Origin of the sequence: Pseudomonas sp. CFBP 13727 (assembly GCF_014841915.1) — a bacterium.
GTDB lineage: Bacteria > Pseudomonadota > Gammaproteobacteria > Pseudomonadales > Pseudomonadaceae > Aquipseudomonas > Aquipseudomonas baltica.
This window is the reverse complement of sequence record NZ_JACYUT010000004.1, coordinates 474,810-497,993: the sequence shown is the minus strand read 5'-3', so window position 1 is coordinate 497,993 and position 23,184 is coordinate 474,810. Positions and strand designations below refer to the sequence as shown.

The following is a 23,184-nucleotide window of genomic DNA, read 5'->3' as shown; positions in this document are numbered from 1 at the left end:
ATCATGAGCATCATCAAGGCCGACGGCGTCGATATCGGCTACGGCGCCACGCCTATCGTACGCAATCTCTCGTTCACCCCGCCTGCCGGGCAAGTCACCGCGCTGATCGGGCCCAATGGCTGTGGCAAGTCGACGCTGCTCAAGGCCCTGGCACGCATCATCACGCCGCAATGCGGGACGGTGAGCCTGGATGGCCAACCCTACGCGCAGCTGTCGTCGCGCGCGTTGGCGCAGCATGTGGCGTTCCTGCCGCAGGTATTGCCCATTCCCGAAGGGGTCAGCGTTGCCCAACTGGTGGCCTATGGGCGCAGCCCGCACAACAGCTTCTGGGGGCGCCTGAGCGGCACGGACCGCAATGCCGTGGAGCAGGCCCTGCAGCGCATGGGCCTGGAATCACTGGCCGACACCGCGCTGGCGGACCTCTCCGGCGGCCAGCGGCAAAGGGCCTGGCTGGCCATGGTGCTGGCGCAGGATACGCCGGTGGTGTTGCTCGACGAGCCCACGACCTACCTGGATATCAGCCATCAGGTCGAGCTGCTCGACCTGATGCGCCAGCTTGCCGCCGAAGGCAAGACCGTGGTTACGGTGTTGCACGATATCAACCAGGCCTGCCGCTACGCCGATCATCTGGCGGTGATGCATCAAGGTCGCCTGGTGGCCGATGGTCCGCCTGGGCAGGTCGTCGATGCCCAATTGATGCAGCAGGTATTCGAGGTGCAGGTGCAGATCGTCCGTGAGCCGGTGGCGGGCACGCCGATGTGCGTGGTGGAAAAAAGCACGCGCGCCTCGACGTGAATGGTCTGGCCCCCGACCGGGGCCGACCCGCCGGGCGTCGGCACGAACCTGCCGGTTGGGCCCTCGCGGCTGCGAGTGAAGGGCAATACCTGTAGAATCGGGCACGATTGCACCTGATGAGAGAACGAAAACACCATGTACGACTGGCTCAATGCCTTGCCCAAGGCCGAACTGCACATGCACCTGGAAGGCTCGCTGGAACCCGAGCTGCTGTTCGCCCTGGCCGAGCGCAACAAGATCGCGTTGCCCTGGAATGATGTGGAGGCGCTGCGTGGAGCCTATGCGTTCAATAACCTGCAGGAGTTTCTCGACCTGTATTACCGCGGTGCCGACGTGTTGCGCACCGAGCAGGATTTCTACGACCTGACCTGGGCCTATCTGTTGCGCTGCAAGGCCCAGAACGTCGTACACACCGAGCCGTTCTTCGATCCGCAGACCCACACCGACCGCGGTATCGCCTTTGAAACGGTGCTGGGCGGCATCACTGCCGCACTGAATGACGGCCGTACCCAGCTGAACGTCGACAGCGGGCTGATCCTTAGTTTTCTGCGCCATTTGAGCGAAGACGAGGCGCAGAAGACCCTGGATCAGGCCTTGTCTTTCCGTGATGCGTTCGTTGCCGTGGGTCTGGACAGCTCCGAGATGGGCCATCCGCCGAGCAAGTTCAAGCGCGTGTTCGACCGCGCCCGCGACGAGGGCTTCCTGACAGTCGCCCACGCCGGTGAGGAAGGCCCGCCCGAGTACATCTGGGAAGCCCTGGACCTGCTCAAGATCCAGCGCATCGACCACGGCGTGCGTGCCATCGAGGACGAGCGCCTGATGCAGCGCATCATCGACGAGCAGATTCCACTGACCGTATGCCCGCTCTCCAACACCAAGCTGTGTGTGTTCGATCACATGAGCCAGCACAACATTCTCGACATGCTCGAGCGCGGCGTGAAGGTCACGGTCAATTCCGATGACCCGGCCTATTTCGGCGGCTACGTCACCGAGAACTACCACGCGCTGTACACCCATCTGGGCATGACCCAAGACCAGGCTGGGCGCCTGGCGCAGAACAGCCTGGATGCTCGCCTGATCAAGCAATGAGGCCGGCGGGGTCGAACCCCGGCCTCACCCGCCCCATCACGTACCCAAGCGACCGATCTCGCTCATGCCCAGACGGGTAACCTGCAGCGTGCGGCTGTCTTCGTTGAGCTTGAGCCAGCCCGACTGCAGGAACAGGGTCAGCAACCCTGCACCCAGTGCGCCGCCGACGTGCGGGCGCTGGGTGCTCCAGTCGCAACAGCTGTGCAGCGGCTGGCGCTCGCGATTGACCAGTGCCTGCGTATAGATGCCTTGGCTGGCCAGGCGGCTGCTGCCCAGCGCCGTCACTTCGAGCCGCTGTTCATAGTGTTCGAGCCAGCCGTTCTGGACCATGCGCTGGAACAGGTCGGCCGCCAGCACGCCGCCCAGATGATCACCGCACAGCCGCACCTGATGCAGGGCCTTGGGCGAGCGCGGTTTGGGCACGCTGATGCGCGCCGCCATTCCCGCATTGGCTTGCACCAACGAGACGCTGGCCAATGCCTCCACCGCCGCCCCTACTTCAGGCTTGGCCAGACGGAAGAAACGCTTGCGCCCACGCGCTTCGAGGGTCAGCAGACCACCTGCCGACAGCCGCGCCAGATGCGCGCCTGCCGACGAGGGCGAGACACCTGCCAGCGATGCCAGCTCGTCGGCGCCTCGCGTGGTGCCGTCGATGAGCGCCCAGAGCATGGCGCTGCGCTTGGGGTCGGCCAGCAATGTGGCGATCCGGCTGATGCAAGGTGTTGGTTGCATGTGTTCACTCCCTGTGGAAACGTTCGTCAATCTGGCAATGGTTGCCGGGGTGATTATATGCACCCCGCCGTTGTACGGAATTGGACGAAAGCGCCGGGGACCAGCATCGAATGCGAGGGGTGTGCAATACCCTGTACTTGTATGGCCCGCCCTTACCGACGGCATTTTCCGGGACGCTTGCTCAAGCGCCCGCAACGCGTCGCTCTGTTGCCTGAAGACCGGTTGGATACATCATTCATTACAGGTTTGACCCCACAGCCGGGGCGGACTTTTCCCGCAATGTCCGTCCTTGCAGACCTACATGATTGTTTGGTTCGCGCTGCCTCGCCGTCAGTCTGACGGGCACCCGATGACGCTCGCACGCCCGAAATGAGGACTACACTGGGTCCTCATCTCGAGCCCGAGGACATCGCAATGAAAGTTCTTCTTTCTGAGTTGAAGCAACCACGTGGCAGCTGCTGGCAGGTGCGTATGGACCAGCATGCGGTGTCATTCCGCAGCGAAGCCGAGGCGCGGGCCTTCATCGCCACCCTCGAAGCCCGCTTGCAGGCGCCCCACGGCCTGCCGCAGGCGCGGGGGGCCAGCGCCGGTTAGCGGGCTGTCTGCAGGTCGCGCCGTTGCTGGCAGCGGCGTGTCAGTACTGCCGCACAGACGGCAAGGATGCCGCAGCCAGCGATCACCCAGGCCATCGGCATTGCCGTGCCGTCGTGCAGTAATCCGACCAACGACGCGGCGGCGGCGGCAAGACTGAATTGCAGACACCCCAACAGCGCCGAAGCGCTGCCGGCGCGTGAGCCCTGTCCGCTCATGGCACACGCCGAGGCGTTGGGGATGATCCCGCCCAGGCTCGCCAGACAGACGAACAGTGGGATCAGCAATGGCCACAAGACCGTTGGCCGCAGCGCACTGAGTGCCAGCAGCACCGCACCCGCTGCCATGTACACCCACACGGTGCGTGACAGCAGCAACGCCGGACCGCGGCGCGACAGCAGGCGCGCATTGACCTGCGCCATCAGGATGAACCCTGCGGCATTGCTGCCGAACAGCCAGCCATAGTGTTCGGCGGGTACGCCGTAGAGCTTGATGAATACGAACGGTGACCCGGCGATGTAGGCGAACATGCCGGCCATGGCGATTCCGCCGGTCAGCGCATGCCCCATGAACACAGGGTCCAGCAACAAGCCGCCGTACAGCCTGGGGGCGCCTGCAAGGGGGCGTCTGGGTCTGTCGGCGGGCATGCTTTCCGGCAGGCCCAAGGCGACGGCCAAGGTGCAGGCGGCGCTGAACAGGGTGAGCAGGATGAAGATCCACTGCCAGCCCCAACTGTTGACCAGTACGCCACCGAGCATAGGTGCCAGGATCGGCGCCAGGCCCATGACCAGCATCAGTTGCGAGAACACCTTGGCCGAGCCGACTGCATCGCACTTGTCGCTGACGATGGCGCGGGCCAGCACCATGCCAGCGCAACCGCCCAGGGCCTGGACGAAACGGGCAACGATGAGCCAGTCCAGGGTGGGTGCGAAGGCACAGGCCAGCGAAGCTGCGGTGAACAGCGAAACGCCCACGAGCAGGGGCACCCGGCGACCGAAGCGATCGGCGACCGGGCCGTATATCAGTTGGCCGATCGACAAACCGAGGAAGTAGGCAGCCAGGGTGGTCTGGATGTGCTTTTCGTCGGTGCCGAAGGCAAGCGCCATGGCAGGGAAGCCCGGCAGGTAGAAGTCGATCGCCAGGGGGCCGAATGCGCTGAGCGCCCCCAGGATCAGAATGGTCTTGAAGTTCATCGGGTATTCACTACGTCCTGACAATACAGGCGACGTAGTCTAACCGGGTTACGCGGGTGTCGCGCTGTAGCCTTCTTCGCTGATCAGCTGGACGATTCGCTCGGGCGGCAGGTTGCTGTCGATTTCGACCTTGCCGACTGCCAGGTCGATCTGGACCTGGGCAGCCGGATCCTGAGCGGTGATTGCCTGGGTCACGGCGCGTACGCAGTGGCCACAGGTCATGCCTTGCACGGTGAACTGTTGCATGGGTGATATCTCGCGGGACGGGATTGCGATCATTCTCAACCTTCCCATCGGGGCAAGGTCAAGGTAAAGATCAAGTTCTGCACGGATCGGCCGGGCTGGAATTCCCCGTGCAGCTCGTCCAAGCTGGACGCTTGCCACCCTGCCAGGAGTAACTCGATGCGCCCTACCACTGCATGGCTTTTCGGAATATGTGCCCTGGCAGCGCAGAGCTGTTGGGCCGGTGCCAGTACCGGTCAGCCATACGGCATTCTGATCGTTTCCCGCGAGCGCCTGGAAGTCGCCACGTCCTGCGAGATAGGGGTGTACCTGCAGGACCAACTGGTCGGGCGGCTGTTTCAAGAGCAGGCCACATCGTTCAACCTGCCGCCAGGCCCCGTGTCGGTCGGTTTGCGTCAGCTTCCGGGGCAAACGCCTGGGTGTGCGCCGGGCATGACCGAGTACAAACCGGTAATCGTGACCCTGCAGGCCGGGCAGATTCAGAAATTCCGTATCGCTGCAGGCAGCGCCGGCTTGTACTTGAAGCCCGAGCCACTGGAGTATTGACCTTGCCGGAGGGGCAAGGTTGATACTGGCGCAAACGCATCCGAGGACATTTCGAGCATGAACATTGGCCAGGCCGCCCGTGAAAGCGGCCTCAGCGCAAAGATGATCCGTTACTACGAGTCGATCGGCCTGCTCGCGCCAGCCGTGCGCAGCGACAGCGGCTACCGCCTGTATCAGGCAGCGGACGTGCACACGCTCGGTTTCATCAAGCGCTCGCGCGACCTTGGGTTTTCCCTGGAGGAAGTGGCCAGGCTGCTCACGCTGTGGCAAGACCGCAAGCGTGCCAGCGCCGACGTGAAGCAGCTGGCTCGCCGGCATATCGACGAGCTCGACCGCCGCATCGGCGAGCTGAGCAGCCTGCGCAACACCCTTGAACACCTGGTGGAACACTGTCACGGCGATGACCGCCCGGACTGCCCGATCCTTCAGGAGCTGGCATCCGGGGGCTGTTGCAGCTGACAAGGGGAAAACGGCGTCAGCTGGCAAGCAGGCCGCTTATTGCAACCAGGGCGGAGGCGGTTCTTCCGTTGTCTTGGTCGGCTGGTCATCGGCCTCGCGTGCGGCGCGTCGGCGAATGTCGTCCAGGCGCGCGGCCTCGATTTCACGCATGACCCCGCCCACATCGGCTTCCACTTCTTCCTCTGCGAACTCGCCGGTCAGCACACTGGCCGGGTGCAGTTTGCCTTCTTCGTACAACGCCCACATTTCCTTGGCATAACGCGTCTGGCGAAGCTCGGGAGCGAACCTGCCGAAATAGCTGGCCATGTTGCCGACGTCACGCTCGAGCATGCTGAAGGCATGGTTGTTGCCCGCCGCATCCACAGCCTGCGGCAGATCGATGATCACCGGGCCATCGGGCGTCAGCAGCACGTTGAACTCGGAGAGGTCGCCGTGCACCAGGCCTGTGCACAGCATCAGCACGATCTGGTGGATGAGGAACGCGTGGTACTCGCGCGCCTGGTCCGGTTCCAGCTCGACGTCGTTGAGACGTGGGGCTGCATCGCCGTCGCCGTCGCAGATCATCTCCATGAGCAAGACGCCCTCGAGAAAATCGTACGGCTTGGGCACACGCACACCGGCACTGGCCAGCCGGAACAACGCCGCGACCTCGGCGTTCTGCCAGGCGTCCTCGGTTTCCTTGCGGCCGAACTTGGAGCCCTTGGCCATGGCCCGAGCCTGTCGGCTGTTGCGCACCTTGCGGCCTTCCTGATATTCGGCCGCCTGGCGAAAGCTTCGTTTGTTCGCCTCCTTGTAGACCTTGGCGCAGCGCAATTCCTTGCCACAGCGCACCACATAGACAGCTGCTTCTTTACCGCTCATCAGCGGTCGCAGCACCTCGTCCACCAGACCGTCCTCGATCAGCGGTTCAATGCGTTTTGGAGTCTTCATCAGCTTTTATTCTGGGTCCTTCGTAGCCAAACACGCGAATTCTGGCGGCATCGTCTCACAGCGAGCGCGGCTTGCCGACCCGAGCCTGTAAAAGGATGCAAACAACTCGCCAAGCGGTGGACGATCATAGCGCTTTCGCAGCTGATGGACAGCGGCGCTCATGCATTAAAGCTCGCCCGGGGTGAAACCGAACAGCGCCTTGAACGCTGCGATGAAGGCCGATGTGGATTCGTAGCCGTTGTTCAATGCGGCCGTGGTCACACTGTCACCGTTTTCCAGCGCCTGCAGCGACGACAGCAGCCGCATGCGCTGCCGCCAGGCCCGATAGCTCATGCCGGTTTCGCGCTGGAACAGGCGCATCAGGGTCTTTTCCGACGTCCCCAGGCGATGCGCCCATTGGGTCAGCGTGGTGGCCTGATCGGGGGCGGCAATCAGCTGGTTGCACAACGCCAACAGCCGATGATCCCTGGGCAGGGGCAACGAGAACGCCACCTCGGGCAGGCCTGCCAACTGATCCAGCAATACCTGCACCAGACGTGACTGAGCGGTGTCACCGGCTGGGTAGTCATGGGGCAACTCGCAGAAACCCTTGATCAGTTCGCGTGCCAGCGGGGTGACCTCAAGCACCTTGCAGTGCTCCGTGAGGAAGGGCGACTCTTCTCTGCGCACGTACAGACTGCGCATCTCGGCGCGCATCGAGGTGACGACCTTGTGTTCCACTCCCGCCGGAATCCAGATACCCCACTGCGGCGGCGCGAAGAAACTGCCTTCATCGGTGTGCACGCCGAGGACGCCGCTGATGGCGTAGGAAAACTGCGCCCAATCATGTCGATGGGCGGGCGTCCACGATCCCGCACCCAGGCTTTCGGCACGCGCATACAACGGTCGAGGCAGGCTTGCCAGGGCGGGTATGGGGCGTGGTGACGATGCATGTCCGTTTGGCGGCATTGATTGGCCCTCTGTCGCAAGACGGCAATAGAGTGCCTGAGTTAGCCTGCCGTTCTCAATGTCCATCGACGCACAGGCGATTCATTCATGCACATTCTCAAACACCTCAAGCGCGTGGTAACCGATTGGTTCCTCTGCGGCATGGTGCTGGCAGTCCTGCTGGCGTGGATTTTTCCGAGATTCGGCGCCACCGGCGGTGCCATGCACGCAGGTCTGGTGACCAATATCGGCGTGTTCGTGGTGTTCTTTCTGCATGGCATGAACCTGTCCAGCGAGCAGATCCGCCACGGATTGAAGAACTGGCGCCTGCATGTGATGGTGCAGGCCTTCACCTTCGTGGTGTTCCCGCTGCTGTGGCTGGCCTGCGACAAGACCCTTGGCGCGTTCATTCCCGGCACCTTGATGGTAGGCTTTCTGTACCTTGCCGCCCTGCCCTCGACCATTTCGTCATCGGTGGCATTGACGGGCAGTGCGGGCGGCAACGTGCCGGCAGCGATCCTCAACGCCAGCCTGTCGAGCGTGCTGGGTATCTTCATCACGCCGTTTCTGTGCGCGCTGGTGGTCGGTGGCGGTTCGGGGGGCATCGACCTGGGGGAAACCCTGCTCGACCTGTGCGCCATGCTGCTGTTGCCGCTGGTGCTGGGGCAACTAATGCGGCCGTTGTTCGGCAAATTCTTCGGCCGGCACAAGCGCTACACCAACTTGATCGACAAGGCCGTGATCCTGCTGCTGGTGTATGCCGCCTTCTGCAATTCGATGGTATCGGGGCTGTGGCAGCAGCAGGGCGCATCGGTATTGGCCATGGCCGTGGGCGGGAGCGCCTTGCTGTTGGTGCTGATCCTGCTGCTGACCACACGCACCGCCAAACTGCTGGGCTTCAGCCACGCCGACAAGGTGGCCGCCGTGTTCTGCGCCAGCAAGAAGTCATTGGCGGCGGGAGCACCGATGGCGGCGTTGATCTTCGGCAGCAACCCCGGACTGGGCTTGATTCTGCTGCCGATCATGATCTATCACCCGCTGCAGCTGATCGTATGTTCGATCATGGCGGAAAACTATGCCAACCAACTGCGTGTGGAAGCAACCAGCGTGCCCGTGGGCGCAACCGTCAGCGCTCGATGATTGCCGTGACGCCCTGGCCACCGGCTGCGCAAATCGAAATCAGGCCGCGACCGCTGCCTGCGTTGTCCAGAAGCTTGCTCAGGTTGCCGAGGATGCGGCCACCGGTGGCCGCGAACGGGTGCCCTGCCGCCAGTGAACTGCCCTTGACGTTGAGGCGGCTGCGGTCAATCGAACCCAGCGGCGCATCCAGGCCCAAGCGCGTGCGGCAGTAGTCTGCATCCTCCCAGGCCTTGAGGGTGCAGAGCACTTGTGCGGCGAAGGCCTCATGTATTTCGTAGTAATCGAAATCCTGCAGGCTCAAGCCGTTGCGCGCCAACAGCCGCGGAACCGCGTAGACCGGCGCCATCAGCAGCCCTTCCTGCCCTCCCACGAAATCCACTGCAGCGGTTTCCCCATCGCGCCAGTACGCCAGCACCGGCAGCCCGCGCTCCCTGGCCCAGGCTTCGCTGGCCAACAGCACCACCGACGCGCCGTCGGTCAAGGGCGTGGAATTGCCTGCCGTGAGCGTGCCCTGCCGGTTTTTCTCGAACACGGGCTTGAGCGCCGAAAGTTTTTCCAGGGTCAGGTCGGGACGCAGATTATGGTCGCGGACCAGCCCGCCGAATGGCGTGGTGAGATCGTCCTGCCAACCTTGCGCATAGGCGGCGGCCAGGTTCTGGTGACTGCGCAGCGCCAGCTCATCCTGTTCGTGACGCGGGATGTTCCAGTGCTGCGCCATCAGCTCGCAATGCTGCCCCATCGACAGACCGGTGCGCGGCTCGCCATTGCGCGGCAGTTCGGGCCGCAAATGCTGCGGCCGCAGTTGCAGCAATGCCTTGGCCCGTTCGCCGAGCGATTTGGCTCGATGCGTCTGCAACAGGATCTGACGCAAGCCTTCATCGACCGCGATGGGCGCATCGGATGCACTGTCGACACCGCCGGCAATGCCGCATTCGATCTGGCCCAAAGCGATCTTGTTGGCCACCAGCAGCGCGCTTTCCAGACCTGTGCCACACGCTTGCTGAACATCGTAGGCCGACGTTTGTGCCGACAGCCGCGAGCCCAGTACGCTTTCACGGGTCAGGTTGAAATCGCGGGAATGCTTGAGCACCGCACCGGCCGCGACCTCACCCAGGCGCAGGCCGTGCAGACCATAACGTTCAATCAGGCCTTCGAGTGCGGCCGTGAGCATGGCCTGATTGCCGACTCGGGCGTAGGGCCCGTTGGCGCGAGCGAACGGGATACGATTGCTGCCAACGATGGCAACCCGGCGCACCGTATGCGTGTCTAGGTTCATGTCGAACCTCCTGGATTGAAAGGCGGAAGCGAGATTCCGGGTCGAGCATGATGCATGGCACGGGGCCCGGGCGAACGACGCGCGCCTTGCCGTGGTCCACACTTTGAACCCTTTGAACCGGAGCACGTTCCATGTCCGATCGATATATCGACTTCGCCAACTCCGACCTTGGTCGTCGCCTGGTAGGGGCCATCGGCCTGCCTTCGCCGGCACGCCTGGAGCGCTGGCAAGCCGGACGGTTGCGACCGGTGGAAGGTGCTCTGCTGCTGGGCGGCGGCAGGCTCGCCGACAAGGTGGCCAGCTTCGCTTCGCGCTTGACCGACACCGCGTACGGCGCCGCCGACCTGCCGAGCTGGACCGCTGGCCTTGGGCCCAAGCTCCAGGCCGTGGTGTTCGACGCCAGTGAGATCGTCGATGGTACCCAACTGGCACGCTTGCGCGAATTCTTCCAGCCGGTGATCAAGAGCCTGGACCACAACGCGCATATGGTCATTCTGGGACGCAACCCCCGCGACCTCGAAGACCCTGAAGCACACATCGCCCAGCGCGCCGTGGAGGGTTTCAGCCGGTCGCTGGCCAAGGAGTTGCGCAACGGTGGCACCTTGCAGCTGCTGTACGTCGCGCCTGACGCCGACGAACAGCTGGAAGGTGCGTTGCGCTTCTTCCTTTCGCCCAAGAGTGCGTTCGTGTCGGGCCAGGTGCTGTCGCTGCAGGCCAGCGCCCGCCAGGTCACTGACTGGACCCGCCCGTTGGCAGGCCGCAAGGCGCTGGTCACCGGCGCCGCACGCGGCATCGGTGCGTCGATCGCGGAAACCCTGGCGCGCGACGGCGCCGAAGTGATCCTGCTCGATGTGCCCCAGGCACGCCATGACCTGCAAGCGCTGGCGGCACGGCTGGGCGGTCGCACGATAGACCTGGACATCTGCGCCGACGACGCTGCAAGCCAGCTGATCGCCGCGCTGCCGGAGGGAATCGACATCGTGGTGCACAACGCTGGCATTACCCGCGACAAGACCCTGGTCAACATGACACCCGACTATTGGGACTCGGTGCTCGCGGTCAACCTGCTCGCTCCGCAACGGCTGACCCAGGCGCTGTTCGACAGCGGCACGCTGCGCGATGACGGGCGCGTGGTACTGCTTTCCTCGACGTCAGGGATTGCCGGCAACCGTGGGCAGAGCAACTATGCCGCGAGCAAGGCCGGACTGATCGGCCTGGCGGAAGCGTTCGCCGCCAGGCTGGCCACGCGCGGTGCGACCATCAACGCCGTGGCCCCTGGCTTCATCGAAACCGGCATGACGGCGCAGATGCCCTTTGCCCTGCGCGAAGCCGGGAGGCGCATGAGCTCACTGGGCCAGGGTGGCCAACCGCAGGACGTTGCCGAGGCCGTTGCCTGGCTGGCGCAGCCCGGCAGTGGTGCGGTCAATGGCCAAGTGCTGCGCGTGTGCGGCCAAAGCATTCTGGGGGCCTGACATGGCAATCCACTGGCAGACTTTGGCTCGCAATCCCGACCTGCCCAGCGCCTATCTGAAAGCAGCGCTCAACCGCAAGATCACTGGCGAGCGCCTGCCTGAGCTGGGCCTGCGTTGCAGTCTGTCGGCAGACCCACGACACCTGGCGGCCTACCGCGAACTGTGCGGGTTCGGCGAAGGCGGCATGCTGCCGGCCACTTACCCGCATGTGCTGGCGTTTGCCTTGCAGATGCGCTTGATGACCGATAAAAGCTTTCCGTTTCCCCTGCTGGGCCTGGTGCATCTACGCAACCGCATTCAGGTGTTGCGGCCCTTGGGCGGGGTGGCCGGTGTACGGGTCAGCGTGCATGCGCAGAACCTGCAGCGCCATGAAAAAGGCGTGACGTTCGACCTGGTGACCCAAGTCGATGACCCCTTGGGGCCGCTGTGGCAGGAACACAGCACTTTTCTGTGTCGCCATGCCAGAATCGAAGGCCTGCAAGAGCCGGTGCACACTCCTGCCCAGCATCAGGACCAGGCTCTGATGGAGGTGCATCGCTGGTATGCGGCGGCGGACACCGGACGCCGTTACGCACGCGTCTCCGGCGATTACAACCCGATCCATCTGAGCGCCCTGAGCGCGCGTCTGTTCGGCTTTCCCACTGCCATTGCCCATGGCATGTGGAGCCTGGCGCAAAGTGTGGCAGCCCTGCGCGAACGCCTGCCGTTGAGCAATTACCAACTGGCGGTGGAATTCCACAAACCGGTACGCCTGCCCAGCGAGTTGATCTTGCGCGCCAGCGCTGCAGGGCTCGGCGGGCAGTTGGCATTGCATGGGCGCGACGAGCTGTTGCACATGAGCGGCACCTGGGGACCTCTGGTTCTGTAGCTATTGCGTTCGGCAAAGTTCGGCTTGAAGCTATGCGCCTTCAGGAGCTTTGCGATGAACCTAGACGCACTTACCCAACGCCTCCACCAGATACGCGAAAACAACGATTGGCGGCGCTTTCACAGCCCAAAGAACCTCGCCATGGCGGCCAGCGTGGAAATGTCCGAGCTGCTGGAAATCTTCCAGTGGCTGACCGAAGACCAGTCACGACAATTATCGGCCGAGCAGCTCGAACATGCCGGCCAAGAAGTCGGTGACGTGGTGCTGTACCTGTTGCTGCTGTGCAGCGAACTGGGCCTGGACATGGACCAGGTGGTACGCGCCAAACTCGCTGACAGCGAGCGGCGGTTCGCTCGATGAACGATCGCCATTTCGATCAACTGGCGACCCGCTTTGCCGAAAAGATCTATGGCGGCGCCAAGGGCGCGATCCGCCTTGCCGTGCTCCAGGCCGACCTGCGCGAAACCCTGCCTCAGCGCTCCCTGCGCGTGCTGGACATTGGCGGCGGCCTGGGCCACATGGCCTTGTGGCTGGCCGAGCAAGGTCACCAGGTCACCTTCAGCGAACCGGCCGAACCCATGCTCGAGGGCGCGCGCGAGCGCTTCGCGGCAGCGGGCCACAGCGCCACGTTCATCCAGGCGTCCTGGCAGCAGCTGCCCGCGCTCGGATTGCCCGCATTCGACCTGGTGATCTGCCACGCCGTGCTGGAATGGCTGGCCGAGCCCCATGCCATTCTGCCCGTCCTGCATTCGCTGACTGCCGCCAACGGCTGGCTGTCATTGGCGTTCTACAACCGCGATGCGCTGGTTTACCGCAATCTGCTCAAGGGTCACTTTCGCAAACTGAACAGCAATGAACTGGCAGGTGAAAAGCAGAGCCTTACGCCTCAGCAGCCATTGGACCCGCGCGAAATGGCCGCGCAACTTGACGGCGCCTGGCGTGTCGAATCCAGAAGCGGTGTGCGCGTGTTCCACGACTACATGCCCATCGATTTCCAGAAGCGCGCCGACTTGGAACAACTGGTGACAATGGAGCTTGCCCATCGGCGACATCCGGCGTTTGCCGGTCTGGGTCGCTACCTGCACTGGATCTGCCGCCCCGCTTGACCGGTATTTCGGAGACTGCCATGCGTCGCCTGTCCCTATCCGCTGTTTGCCTGACCCTGGCGGCCTGCCAGAGCCCCAATCCCTATGTCGCCAGCTCCAGGCCCCTGCCACCTGCCCCCGCGCAGGCGGCGCAGACATTCGATGCCAGTGCCTACCCTGCGCCCCCGCGCGACTATGCCCGGTATCGCAATTGGGCCTGGGTCAACGGGCAGCTACCGGCCGGGACCAGTTGGGCGGACTCTGCGCAGATCGCCGAAGCGGTCAGCAATGCCCTCGACCAGCGCGGCTTGCGCCCCCAGCGCAGTGGCGACAACGCCGACTTGCGGGTCGGCACCAGCCTGCGCATGGAAACCCGCCTGCAACAAACCCGCGACGATGTCGGCTACGGTGCTGGCTACGGACGCGGTTACGGCGGCTATGATCGCTACGACCGCTATGGCGGCTATGGCAGCTATCCGGTGGTACGCACCTACCAGATCCAGGTGATGGTGGTGCGCATCGACCTGTTCGACGGCAAGAGCGGCCAGCCCGTCTGGAGCGCAAGTGCTGAAACCAGCAGCCAGGGCAGCCTGAGCGATCGTAACGAGGCGTTACGCAACGCTGTGCAAAAAGCGCTGACGGCTTATCCTCCGTCCTGACCCACAGGAGATTTCACCATGTTGCGTCGCCTTGCCGTTCTACCGCTGGCGCTGTTGCTGAGCGCCTGTCAAACCCCTCGAGTCAATCATGATTTCGATGCCAGCCGTGACTTCGCGGCCTACCGCAGCTGGGCCTGGAAAGAGCCGGCGGTGCAATATCGGCCGGACGATCCACGGGTGCGCAGCGACCTCACCGAGCAGCGCATCCGCCAGGCCGTGAGCAGTCAGCTCGACCAGCGCGGACTGCGCCCAGCGGCCGCCGGTGGCCGTGCCGACGTCACGCTGCAAGCCTACTTGATCGTCGACAACCGTCAGCAGCAGGTCACCACCAATTATGGCGGTAGCTGGGGTGGGGGCTACTGGGGTCCGTATTGGGCCTCGCCCGCCATGAACGAAACGCGCAGCGTCGACTACAAGGTCGCGACCCTGCAGCTGGACATGCTCGATGCACGGGACGGCAAGCTGGTGTGGCGCGGCAGTACCGAGCAACTGGTCAACGACAATGCCGTTTCGCCGAGCGAGCGCAGCACTGTCATCCAGAAGGCGGTGAACGACATCCTGTCCACCTACCCGCCTCGCTGAGCCTGCCGCCAGCAGCAAAAAAAGTGTCGCAGCAACCCCATCGTCAGCGTCAGGCGTCTAATCTGAAACAGAAGGTCTGTTTCAGAAGTGAGCCACTGCCGTATTCAAGTGGGTGCTGCCATGCCAAGTCTCGTTCTTCTCCTGTGGTTTACCCTGTGCGCCGAGCAGGACATCCGGCACCGGCGCATCGCCGACAAACTGACCGTCGGCGCAGGGGTGCTGGCGCTGGTGTGCCTGTTCGCCACCGGGCATACCTGGATCGGCTCGAGCATGGTCGAGGCGGCCGCAGCGCTGGTATTGAGCATGGCGTTGACCTTGCCTGGCTACCTCAATGGCCGCCTGAGCTGTGGCGAGGTCAAGCTGCTCTGGGCACTGGCGCTGGCTTCGGACAGCAGTCACCTGGTCGGCACGCTGATCGGCGGTATCGTGGCCCTGGTGCTGTGGGTCTTCGTGTCACCGATGATCTGGTACCGCTTGAGCATTCGCTATAGGCGCAAGGTGGAGTACCTGAACCCCGAGTCGGCAGCCGTGCTGCCGCTCACCCCGTTTCTGCTGGCAGGGTTCGTGCAGACATTGTTCTGGCTGAGCTGATAAGCCGGGTTGGCATCCGACAGGCTCAGTCCACCACAGTCAGCTCGGCCTTGGCAGTCTGCCCCGCCTCGTCCAGCACCGTGACCTGATAACGCCCCGTGCGCTCGAACACCGCGCTCAAGCCAGTGCCCTGCGCACTGCTTTGCTGGGGCATGCCATTGATGAACCACCAACGCTGCCCCTGCCCGCCGAGCGTGTCGAGGTGTATCCGCAGCGGGCCGGCATCGGCGGCCGGATGGCGCAGCCGATCACCGCTGCGCACGCCGACGATCGACAAGGGTGCCATGGCCGGCAACGGTGGCGCGGGGCATTGTGGATCCGAGTCCGGCACCCGCATCCGGCGACGTTCGGCCTTGGCCAGCCAGGGTTCGAGTGCGGCCGGCCACAGGGCGATGGAGCGTGCCTGGGCGCCGGGGCAGGAGGCACCGGTGCGCAGCCCTGCGGGCGAGAGCCAGACCTGCTCCTGCAGCCCGGTACCCAGCGGTTGGTCCAGCGCCTGCAAGGTGGGCGGGATGGTCTTGTCCAGTGTCCAGGCAAAGCGCTGGCGCCGACAGTTGGGGTCACGGCGATCCAGTGCTTGACCCAGCGGCCAGCATATCGCAGCCACGCCGACGCTGGACGGTACGCGCTGGACAGGCGTCGAGATGGCCCGCTGCGCATCGCGGTTGCTCAGGACGTCGTGTACCTGCAGCATCAACGGCGCGGCCGAAGCCAGGCCGAACTGGCCGGGTACCGGGGTGCCATCCGGGCGACCGATCCATATCCCGATCAGATAACGCGGCCCGATGCCGATCGACCAGGCGTCACGAAAACCGTAACTGGTACCGGTCTTCCAGGCCAGCGCCGGACGCTGGACGAGTTCGGCGTGCAGGTCTTGATCCGGGCGTGCCTGGCCGCTGAGGATGCGCCGCACGATCCACGCCGCGCCCGCCGACATCATCGGCCGCTCGCGCAGTACATCCTGCGGTTGCCAGCGCAGTGAGGCACTGTTGCCGCTGCGGGCGAAAGCACTGTAGGCGGCGACCAGATCGTCGAGCCGACTGCCCATCCCGCCCAGGATCATCGCCAGGTTGGGCTCGGCGGCCACGGGCCAGCTCAGGTGCAGGCCGCCGTTGCGCAACTGCGCGGCAAAGCGCTTGGGACCCAGCGCCTCGAGCACCTGCACCGCTGGCAGATTGAGCGACAGGGCCAGCGCCGAACTGGCCGCGACCGGACCGCTGAACCCTGCGGAAAAATTGCCGGGGCGGTAATCACCGTAGCGGCGCGGGACATCCTGCAACAGAGACTCGGAGTGAATCAGGCCGGCATCCATGGCCATGCCGTAAAGAAACGGCTTGAGCGTGGAGCCTGGCGACCTGACAGCACTGACCATGTCGACGTGACCGAAGCGCCGGTCATCGGCCAGGTCCACCGAGCCCAGGTAGGCGCGCACGGCCATGGTCTGCGCGTCCACCACCAGGATGGCCGCCGAGGTTCGCTCGGGCAGCCGCGCTCGCCAGCCCAGCAGCAGGTCTTCCAGGCGCCGTTGCAGGCTGGCGTCGATCAAGGTGTGGATGAGCGGTGGACTGTCATTGCGGTTCAGGCGCCTGGCCAGCAATGGCGCCAACGCCGGCTCCTGGCGCGGGGCCAGCAACAAAGGCTCCTGTTGCGCGTCGCGCACCTGGGCTGCGGGCCATACTTCACGCTCGGCCATGCGTTGCAGCACTTTGTTGCGAGCGGCTTGCGCCTGTTGCGGATGGCGGTCGGGACGCAGGCGGCTGGGCGCTTGGGGCAACACCGCCAGCAAGGCGGCTTCGCTGCGGGTGAGCTGCGCAGGCGACTTGCCCAGATACGCCCAACTGGCCGCCGCCACACCTTGCAAGGTGCCGCCGAATGGCGCGCGGTTCAGGTACAGCGTGAGGATCTGCGTCTTGCTCAGGTGCCACTCCAGCTGCGCAGTTCGCCATAACTGATGCAGTTTGCCGGAGAAGGTCCGTGAATGCGGATCGAGCAGGCGCGCCACCTGCATCGACAACGTACTGCCGCCCGACAACACCCGACCGCCGCTCAGGTTGAGCCAGGCAGCACGAGCCAGTGCCAGCGGGTTGACCCCTGGATGCTGGTAGAACCAGCGGTCCTCGTAGGTCAGCAAAGCTTCGAGATAATAGGGCGAAACCTGGTCCACGCTGACCGGATATCGCCATACCCCTTCGGCATCGGCGAAACGCCACAGCGGTGTGCCGTCCTCGGCAAGCACCACGCGCGCCAGATCATCCCGGGGCAACGGTAGTGGCCAGAGTCGATCGGCCAGCCACAGAAGAACGACCGGCACACAAATCGCCAACAGCGCACGGCGCATGAATCTGCCTCGACGCGTTTTCGGAAAAACTGCAAAGCTGCGGATCAAGTGCGCCAACCTTGCTGGCGCTGTCGGGAACTTGGTTCGCTGGCGCATGGCCAAAGGGGGCACAATGGCATGAATGCCACTAACCGAATCAGGACGCAACTATGCATGTAGAAGGCTTTTTCGAGTGGCTGGGGCAGGCCCTGGGCGCAATCATTCGCTGGGTGGTAGACAGCCTGAGCTGGCTGTTCAGCCTGCTCGGCAACGCGGGCGGAAATTTCGTCGACGGCCTGTCGAGGACCCTGGGCATGGACACCAATGTCGTTACCATCGCCGCGTTGATCGTCGGCTTGCTGTTCCTGTACTCCGCCGTCCGGGCTTTCATGCGTGCATCGATCATCATGGGTGTCATCTGGGCCGTACTGGGCCTGTGGTTGCTGAGCTGGATCATTCAGTGAGCCATGGGTCGAATGGCAAGGGCAGCCGTTCGCTGCCCCTGCCCGGCCTCACCTCGGGCGTACCGTCAGGTCCGCTGGCGTAGCACCGACAGCCTGCCAGTTGGGCCGGTACATCGATTCCACCTGCGGTGGCGGTACCTTGTAGATACCCGGCGTTACCGCACGCGCCAGATACAGCAGGTGGGTGCTGCCATAACCATCGAGCTTGAGTGCGGCCACGTAGCGGTCATCGCGAAACTCCTGATGCTGCAGATTGGCGTTTTGCATCGACTCACGCCACTGCCGGACGCTGCTGCTGGCGTTATCCAGGCTGGCGGCACTTTGCGCCAGGTTCTGGTTTTCGATTTCCAGGCCAGCGGGCAGCAGGTCGACGACCAGGGCATCGGGCACGCGCTGCTTGGCGCCCACCACCAGATGCACCAGCACCAGCTCGCCACTCTTGAGGGTATCGAGCTTGAGCGGCTCGCCGTCCAGGCCCAGGTATTGGCGACGGATCGACAGATTGTCTTGCTGCGGCGCCGGCGGCCGTACCGGATAGCCCGACAGCGTCACCTGCTGATACAGCGGCTGTTGTGCCTGGCTGGTAACGGTGAGCGACTCGGACAGCGCGCCGTCCGCCAGTTTCAGCGCCGGCTGGGCGTCACTCAACAGGTGACTGACGTCGGCGCTTTGTACCTGGGCAGTCCAGGCCTGCTCGGGCAAGGCCAGCGCATTGCGACCGGCCAGATACAAGGCATTGCGCTCCTGGGTCGATAGCCAACTGCTGCTGGCGAGCATATCCGAGAGGGTGAACAGGCGCTCTTCGAGTGTGGCTTTGCTCAGATCGTTCTCCTGCAGCAAGGCCAGGATCAACGCCTGGTCACGTAGCGGGCTGCCATAGTCGCCGAGCCAGTCGCTGTCGTTGCGTGCTGCCGCCAGACCGGCTTGCAGTACCTGATCGGCACGGGGCTGATCACCCATTTTCTGCAGGGCGATCGCCAATTGCACCAGTGGCAGGCCCGAGCGCGCATCGCTGCGCCGTTCGAACAGGCTGCGCAGTGCGCCTAGCGGTGCCTGTTGGCTACGCGCCAGCACCAGGCCGGCATAGGCCTGGACCGCAAAGCGGGTGTGGTCGAGATTGTCGCTGTAGTCAGCCTCGATCAAATCGCGCTCCTGCAGATAGCGCAACAGTCGCTCGCTGGCTTTCTTCACGGGCTCGGGCGGTACGGCGTAGCCCTGATCACGGGCACGCAGGAGGAAATCGGTCACGTAGGCAGTCAGCCAGTACTCTTCCTCGCCATCCGCACCCCACAGGCCGAAGCTGCCGTTGTAGCGCTGCATGCCCAGCAGCCGCTCGATACCGATGTCCATCTTGCGCGTGCGCTCGGCGTCGGTGTCGCTTTCCACACCCAGCTTTTTCAGGCTGGCGGCATCGGAATACAGCGACGGATACAGGCCACTGACGGTCTGCTCGAGGCAGCCGTAGGGGTACGCATTGAGCGCCTTGATCTGCTCGCCGATGTTCAGCGGCGGTCGGTTCGACAGGCTGAGCAGGGCCTCGCGCCCAGCGGGCTCGAAGGGCGACAGGGCACCGGCGGGAAGCGTCCAGGGCTGATCCTTGAGCACGTTGCGCAGATGCCTGACCAACGCCGGATAGGCGGGACGCACGCCCAGGGTCCAGTCCCGGGTAATGGCAGGCAAGGTTTCGCCAGGCAGGTTCAGCCCGTCGATCCGTACCTTGATGTGACCTTGACCCAACCCGCCTGTGGCTTGTACCTGCAGATGCAGGGTCTGACGTTGCCCCTTGGCCAGTTGCAGCGGTTGCCGGGGGACGTCCAGCAGGGTCAACGGGCCGTCTGCGTTCACCTGCACGGTCAGGGTTTGCGCTCGTTCGGTGAGGTTGGTGATGTCGAGCGCAATGCGGGCCTGGTCGCCACCGGCCAGGAAGCGCGGCGCGGACAGTTCTGCAACCAGCGGCGCGGCGACCACCGTGCGCGCCTCGGCCATGCCGAAGCGATCATCGGTCCAGGCTTGGGCCATCACGCGCAGTTCGCCGTTGAAGTCCGGGATATCGAGGGTCATCTGCCCCTCGCCTTGCTCGTTCAACGTCACCGGAGCGCTTTGCAACGCAACGATGGTGACGCTGGTCTGCGGGCGCTTGCCGCCCTTGGCCAAATCGGCCGCGTCGCCACCGAACGCCAGGCTGGCCAGCCGGCCCTGCCCCGCTTCGATCAACTGCCCATAGATATCCAGTTGGTCGACGCCATAGCCCTTGCGGCCGAACAGCGCAGCGAAAGGATCGGGGGTGGCGTACTGGGTGATATTGAGGATACCTACGTCCACCGCCGCCAATAGCACATGGGCCTGACGTGGGATGCTGCCGTCGCTGTTGCGGGCCGTCACCTTGACCGTGAGGGGCTGCTGCGGGCGCATGCTCGCAGGCGCGTCAAGGGTCACCGCCAGCTTGCGTGGGGCGCGATCGAGCGGCAGGTGCAGCAGGCCGACCGCACGCTTGGGGGTGACGTTGGCCTTGCGTTCGCCGGGGCGGACCACCAGCGCGCTGATGTAGAGGTCATGGCGGGCCCATTTCGGATCGACCTTGATGTCGAAGGCCTTGCCTTCGGCGGGTACGTCGATCTCCTGCCACCACAAGGGGCCCTCGGCGGACTCCACCAGCAGATAGCCGGTACCGGCGGCGGGCGGCGTCACTGTCACCCTGGCCGTATCGCCATCTGCGTAGTGGGGTTTGTCCAGGGCGAGCTTGACCTGATCGGGGCGTACCGCGCCGCCTTCGGTGTTGTCCTGCCAGCTGTAGCCGGCCCAGAAACGCAGGCTGCTGACCAGCCCGGTTTGCGGATCTTCGACCTCGACCCGGTACGGCCCCCACTCAACGGGAAAGCTGACCTTGGCGGTGCCACCCTCGGCAACTGCAACGGTTTCCTCGCTCAGGCTCAGGTATTTTTCGTTGTAGTTGTAGCTCCAGCCGTCGCTTTCGGAGTAGTTCCAGTAGTAATCGCGACGCTCGCGCACCAGGCGTACCTTGAGGGCATCGGCAGCCAGCTTACGACCCTGGGCGTCGGCGACGAGCAATTCGAACTCGGCCGGTCCGTCGCCGTCCACGTTCTCGCCTTCGAACGTTCCTCGCACACCGGGCAGGCGGTCCGCAGGCCATACCGGTTGCACCAGGCGACGGGTGATGGGCCGGCCACCGGATTCCTGCAGGCTGGCTTGCAGCACGACCTGCAGCGGGGACCTGGTTTCGCTCCAGCGGCTATCGATGGCCAGAGTCGCCCTGCCTTGCGCGTCGAGGGTGGTCTCGTCCAGCTCCAGGTCCTGACTGAGCTCGCCTTCGGTCAGCGAGCCGAACTGGAACCCGGGCAGCGTCGACACAGCTTCGCGCAGCGGACGCACGTAAACCTGGCCGCTCAAACGATTGCCCGCAGCCGGCGCGCCGTACAGGTAGCGGCCGGTCACGTCGACAGCCAGCGCATCGGCGGGCGCGATGGGCGTGTCCGCGCCCTTGAGGTCCAGCGCCATGCGCTCGGGGAGAAAATCTTCCACCTGGAATTCGTGAACCTGAGGCTTGCCGTCGCCCAAGTCGAGCAGCAGTTGCCAGCGCCCGGTCGGCGCTTCGCCAGCCAGTGGCAACTGGTACTGATACAGGCCGGAGGCGTCCGGCTGCCAGACGAATTTGCGGCTGAGCTGGTCGTCCGGGCGGCGCACCTCGACGCTTACCGGTTGCGGTTTGACCGGGTGCCCGTCGTTGTCGCGCAACAGGGCATTGAGCAGCACCGTTTCGCCGGGACGGTAGAGGTCTCGCGGACCGAAGACGAAAAACTGCAACGGGTGTGCCTTGGCTCCGGCGATGTCGAACTCGGCCAGATCCAGTGCCGCAGTGTTCAAGCGCAGCAGGCTGGTCTGGTCGCCCTGATGCGCCAGCAATACTTCGGCTTTCACCGGCGAGGCGAGTTCGGCATGGCCGGCGGCGTCGGTCTTGCCTTCGCCGATGACCCGGCCCTGGGCGTCGAGCAACTGCAGGCTGACGTCGGCCAAGGCCTTGCCGCCCTCCAGGGCCTGGGTGAATACATCCATGCGGTCGGCATAGCGATGCACGGACAGGCCGATATCGCTGAGGGTGAACAACGTCGCCGGCTGCGCATAGTCGTAGCTGCCGGAGGCACGCATCACCGCCAGATAGACGCCCGGTTGCTGCAATGGCTTGATGCCGCCGAGGGGCAACAGCAGGGTCTCGCGGGTATTGCGTGCGGGATCGAGATCGAAGCGACCCCCGTAGACCAGTTCGGCCATGGGCAACAGCTCGCGCGATTCGTAGCTTTGCAGGCTGCTGTTGCGGCCCCAGCGGCTGAGAAAGGCCGGCAGTTGCTCGGGTCGTACGCGGAAGAACTCGACGTCGACCTTGTCGACATTCAGGGCAATGACCGGCAAGCCTTCGGCCAGCCGGGTGGGCAACAACGAGCCGCGGCTGGCGAAGCCCACGGTGGGTTGCAGGTCTCGGGTTTCAAGACGAACGGTGTGTGGCGCACCCAGGGTGTTCTGGTTCACGGAGAGCAGCCCGGCATCGACCGTGAGCACCAGCTTGCGCTTGGGCTCCAGGTGGCGAAAGCGCAACTCCATGAGGTTGTCGGACAGTTCCCAGGCGCCGTCCAGCTTGCCGCGGGTGCTGTCGACCAAGTGAACCTTGTCGGCGAAGTTCTGCTTGGGATCCAGCGGTGCGGTGAAGGTCACTGAAAGGGTGCTGGCACCGTCCAGCTGGACTTCGGAGGCGTCGGCTACGGCGAGTTCACGGCCCTTGTAGCGTTGCGCCAGGGCCGGCAGATCGACGCTCGCCGCAGGCTTGGGCACCGCATTCACGGCAGCAGGGGGCGAGGGCTCGGCAGGTTTCTGCGATGTCGATGAATCGCACCCGCCAAGCAGGGCCAGGGCGCAGGCCAGAAACAGTCCTTTGTTCAATTCGAGGTACCCAAGGCAGTGAAAAGCAAGGCTGGGAATATATATCAATATTGATGGTTTCGTGGCCGGGGTTACCGGCTGAGACAAGTGTAGTGAAGTGTGTAGGGTATACCGCGCGGATTCCTTCGCGGCCACGGACCGCTCCTACAAGGATTGCGATCATCCTGTGGGAGCCGTCATCGGCTGCGAAATGAGCGCTGCGGTGTGTCAGGGGTATCGCAGCGTATTCTTCGCGGCCACGGACCGCTCCTACAGTGGGGTGGGCTACAATCGCG

22 protein-coding genes are annotated in these 23,184 nt (G+C 64.2%); 14 read left to right on the top strand and 8 right to left on the bottom strand.

Annotated elements, in window-relative coordinates:
• Positions 1-3 precede the first annotated feature (3 nt).
• Entirely contained in the window at positions 4-795 is a 792-nt protein-coding gene (fecE, locus tag IFT76_RS15525; protein ID WP_192059159.1) for a Fe(3+) dicitrate ABC transporter ATP-binding protein FecE, read from the top strand.
• Positions 796-930: 135 nt separating this feature from the next.
• Entirely contained in the window at positions 931-1,884 is a 954-nt protein-coding gene (locus IFT76_RS15520) for an adenosine deaminase (RefSeq protein ID WP_192059157.1), read from the top strand.
• Positions 1,885-1,920: 36 nt separating this feature from the next.
• On the opposite strand, the gene IFT76_RS15515 is transcribed toward IFT76_RS15520, so the two are convergent.
• Entirely contained in the window at positions 1,921-2,616 is a 696-nt protein-coding gene (locus IFT76_RS15515; RefSeq protein ID WP_122480280.1) for an ArsR/SmtB family transcription factor, read from the bottom strand.
• A gap of 414 nt (positions 2,617-3,030) precedes the next feature.
• On the opposite strand from IFT76_RS15515, the gene IFT76_RS15510 reads away from it, so the two are divergent.
• Positions 3,031-3,210 carry a hypothetical protein gene (locus IFT76_RS15510; protein ID WP_122480281.1) on the top strand — a complete coding sequence of 60 codons (180 nt, stop codon included), beginning with the start codon at positions 3,031-3,033 and terminating at the stop codon, positions 3,208-3,210.
• Here the strand turns inward: IFT76_RS15510 and IFT76_RS15505 are convergent.
• Both IFT76_RS15505 and IFT76_RS15500 read right to left on the bottom strand, forming a co-directional pair.
• Positions 3,207-4,400 carry a multidrug effflux MFS transporter gene (locus IFT76_RS15505; RefSeq protein WP_185795255.1) on the bottom strand — a complete coding sequence of 398 codons (1,194 nt, stop codon included), beginning with the start codon at positions 4,398-4,400 and terminating at the stop codon, positions 3,207-3,209. The genes IFT76_RS15510 and IFT76_RS15505 overlap by 4 nt on opposite strands.
• A 48-nt stretch (positions 4,401-4,448) precedes the next feature.
• Positions 4,449-4,646, bottom strand: coding sequence for a heavy-metal-associated domain-containing protein (locus IFT76_RS15500; protein WP_122480283.1), 198 nt, complete (start codon positions 4,644-4,646; stop codon positions 4,449-4,451).
• A gap of 156 nt (positions 4,647-4,802) precedes the next feature.
• Between IFT76_RS15500 and IFT76_RS15495 the strand changes: the two genes are divergently transcribed.
• Positions 4,803-5,189, top strand: a complete 387-nt coding sequence (locus tag IFT76_RS15495) for a hypothetical protein (RefSeq protein ID WP_192059155.1) — start codon at positions 4,803-4,805, stop codon at positions 5,187-5,189.
• Positions 5,190-5,246: 57 nt separating this feature from the next.
• Positions 5,247-5,648 (top strand): Cu(I)-responsive transcriptional regulator, encoded by a 402-nt coding sequence (cueR, locus tag IFT76_RS15490; protein WP_185795256.1) that lies wholly within the window; start codon positions 5,247-5,249, stop codon positions 5,646-5,648.
• Between the two features lie 36 nt (positions 5,649-5,684).
• Here cueR and IFT76_RS15485 read toward each other — a convergent pair whose 3' ends face one another.
• Both IFT76_RS15485 and IFT76_RS15480 read right to left on the bottom strand, forming a co-directional pair.
• Positions 5,685-6,578, bottom strand: a complete 894-nt coding sequence (locus IFT76_RS15485) for a PA4780 family RIO1-like protein kinase (protein WP_192059153.1) — start codon at positions 6,576-6,578, stop codon at positions 5,685-5,687.
• A gap of 165 nt (positions 6,579-6,743) precedes the next feature.
• On the bottom strand, positions 6,744-7,526 hold the full coding sequence (locus IFT76_RS15480) for an AraC family transcriptional regulator (protein ID WP_192059151.1): 783 nt from the start codon (positions 7,524-7,526) through the stop codon (positions 6,744-6,746).
• Between the two features lie 87 nt (positions 7,527-7,613).
• Here IFT76_RS15480 and IFT76_RS15475 point away from each other — a divergent pair, with 87 nt between their 5' ends.
• The gene (locus tag IFT76_RS15475) at positions 7,614-8,645 is read left to right on the top strand and encodes a bile acid:sodium symporter family protein (RefSeq protein WP_192059149.1); all 1,032 of its coding nucleotides are present in this window, start codon (positions 7,614-7,616) and stop codon (positions 8,643-8,645) included.
• Here the strand turns inward: IFT76_RS15475 and IFT76_RS15470 are convergent.
• Complete coding sequence (locus IFT76_RS15470; protein ID WP_192059147.1) at positions 8,632-9,921, bottom strand: acetyl-CoA C-acetyltransferase; 1,290 nt, start codon at positions 9,919-9,921, stop codon at positions 8,632-8,634. The two genes, IFT76_RS15475 and IFT76_RS15470, sit on opposite strands and share 14 nt — an antisense overlap.
• A gap of 131 nt (positions 9,922-10,052) precedes the next feature.
• On the opposite strand from IFT76_RS15470, the gene IFT76_RS15465 reads away from it, so the two are divergent.
• From IFT76_RS15465 to IFT76_RS15435, 7 genes are all read left to right on the top strand, one after another.
• Positions 10,053-11,393, top strand: a complete 1,341-nt coding sequence (locus IFT76_RS15465) for a 3-oxoacyl-ACP reductase (protein ID WP_192059145.1) — start codon at positions 10,053-10,055, stop codon at positions 11,391-11,393.
• A gap of 1 nt (position 11,394) precedes the next feature.
• Positions 11,395-12,261: a MaoC family dehydratase gene (locus IFT76_RS15460; protein WP_192059144.1), complete on the top strand. Its 867-nt coding sequence runs from the start codon at positions 11,395-11,397 to the stop codon at positions 12,259-12,261.
• A 54-nt stretch (positions 12,262-12,315) separates the two neighbouring features.
• Complete coding sequence (locus IFT76_RS15455) at positions 12,316-12,621, top strand: MazG-like family protein (RefSeq protein ID WP_122480292.1); 306 nt, start codon at positions 12,316-12,318, stop codon at positions 12,619-12,621.
• Positions 12,618-13,367, top strand: a complete 750-nt coding sequence (locus IFT76_RS15450) for a methyltransferase (RefSeq protein ID WP_192059141.1) — start codon at positions 12,618-12,620, stop codon at positions 13,365-13,367. The genes IFT76_RS15455 and IFT76_RS15450 overlap by 4 nt, the downstream gene beginning before the upstream one ends.
• Positions 13,368-13,387: 20 nt before the next feature.
• Positions 13,388-14,005, top strand: a complete 618-nt coding sequence (locus tag IFT76_RS15445; protein ID WP_192059140.1) for a DUF4136 domain-containing protein — start codon at positions 13,388-13,390, stop codon at positions 14,003-14,005.
• A gap of 18 nt (positions 14,006-14,023) precedes the next feature.
• Positions 14,024-14,587, top strand: coding sequence for a DUF4136 domain-containing protein (locus IFT76_RS15440; RefSeq protein WP_192059138.1), 564 nt, complete (start codon positions 14,024-14,026; stop codon positions 14,585-14,587).
• 120 nt (positions 14,588-14,707) lie between these two features.
• A complete protein-coding gene (locus IFT76_RS15435; RefSeq protein ID WP_192059136.1) occupies positions 14,708-15,178 on the top strand; it encodes a prepilin peptidase in 471 nt (156 codons plus the stop codon).
• Between the two features lie 25 nt (positions 15,179-15,203).
• Here IFT76_RS15435 and pbpC read toward each other — a convergent pair whose 3' ends face one another.
• Positions 15,204-17,516 (bottom strand): peptidoglycan glycosyltransferase PbpC, encoded by a 2,313-nt coding sequence (gene pbpC, locus IFT76_RS15430; RefSeq protein ID WP_192059134.1) that lies wholly within the window; start codon positions 17,514-17,516, stop codon positions 15,204-15,206.
• A gap of 149 nt (positions 17,517-17,665) precedes the next feature.
• Here pbpC and IFT76_RS15425 point away from each other — a divergent pair, with 149 nt between their 5' ends.
• Complete coding sequence (locus IFT76_RS15425; protein ID WP_122480298.1) at positions 17,666-17,959, top strand: hypothetical protein; 294 nt, start codon at positions 17,666-17,668, stop codon at positions 17,957-17,959.
• Between the two features lie 48 nt (positions 17,960-18,007).
• Here the strand turns inward: IFT76_RS15425 and IFT76_RS15420 are convergent, their stop codons facing one another.
• Entirely contained in the window at positions 18,008-22,909 is a 4,902-nt protein-coding gene (locus IFT76_RS15420; protein ID WP_192059132.1) for an alpha-2-macroglobulin family protein, read from the bottom strand.
• Positions 22,910-23,184 lie beyond the last annotated feature (275 nt).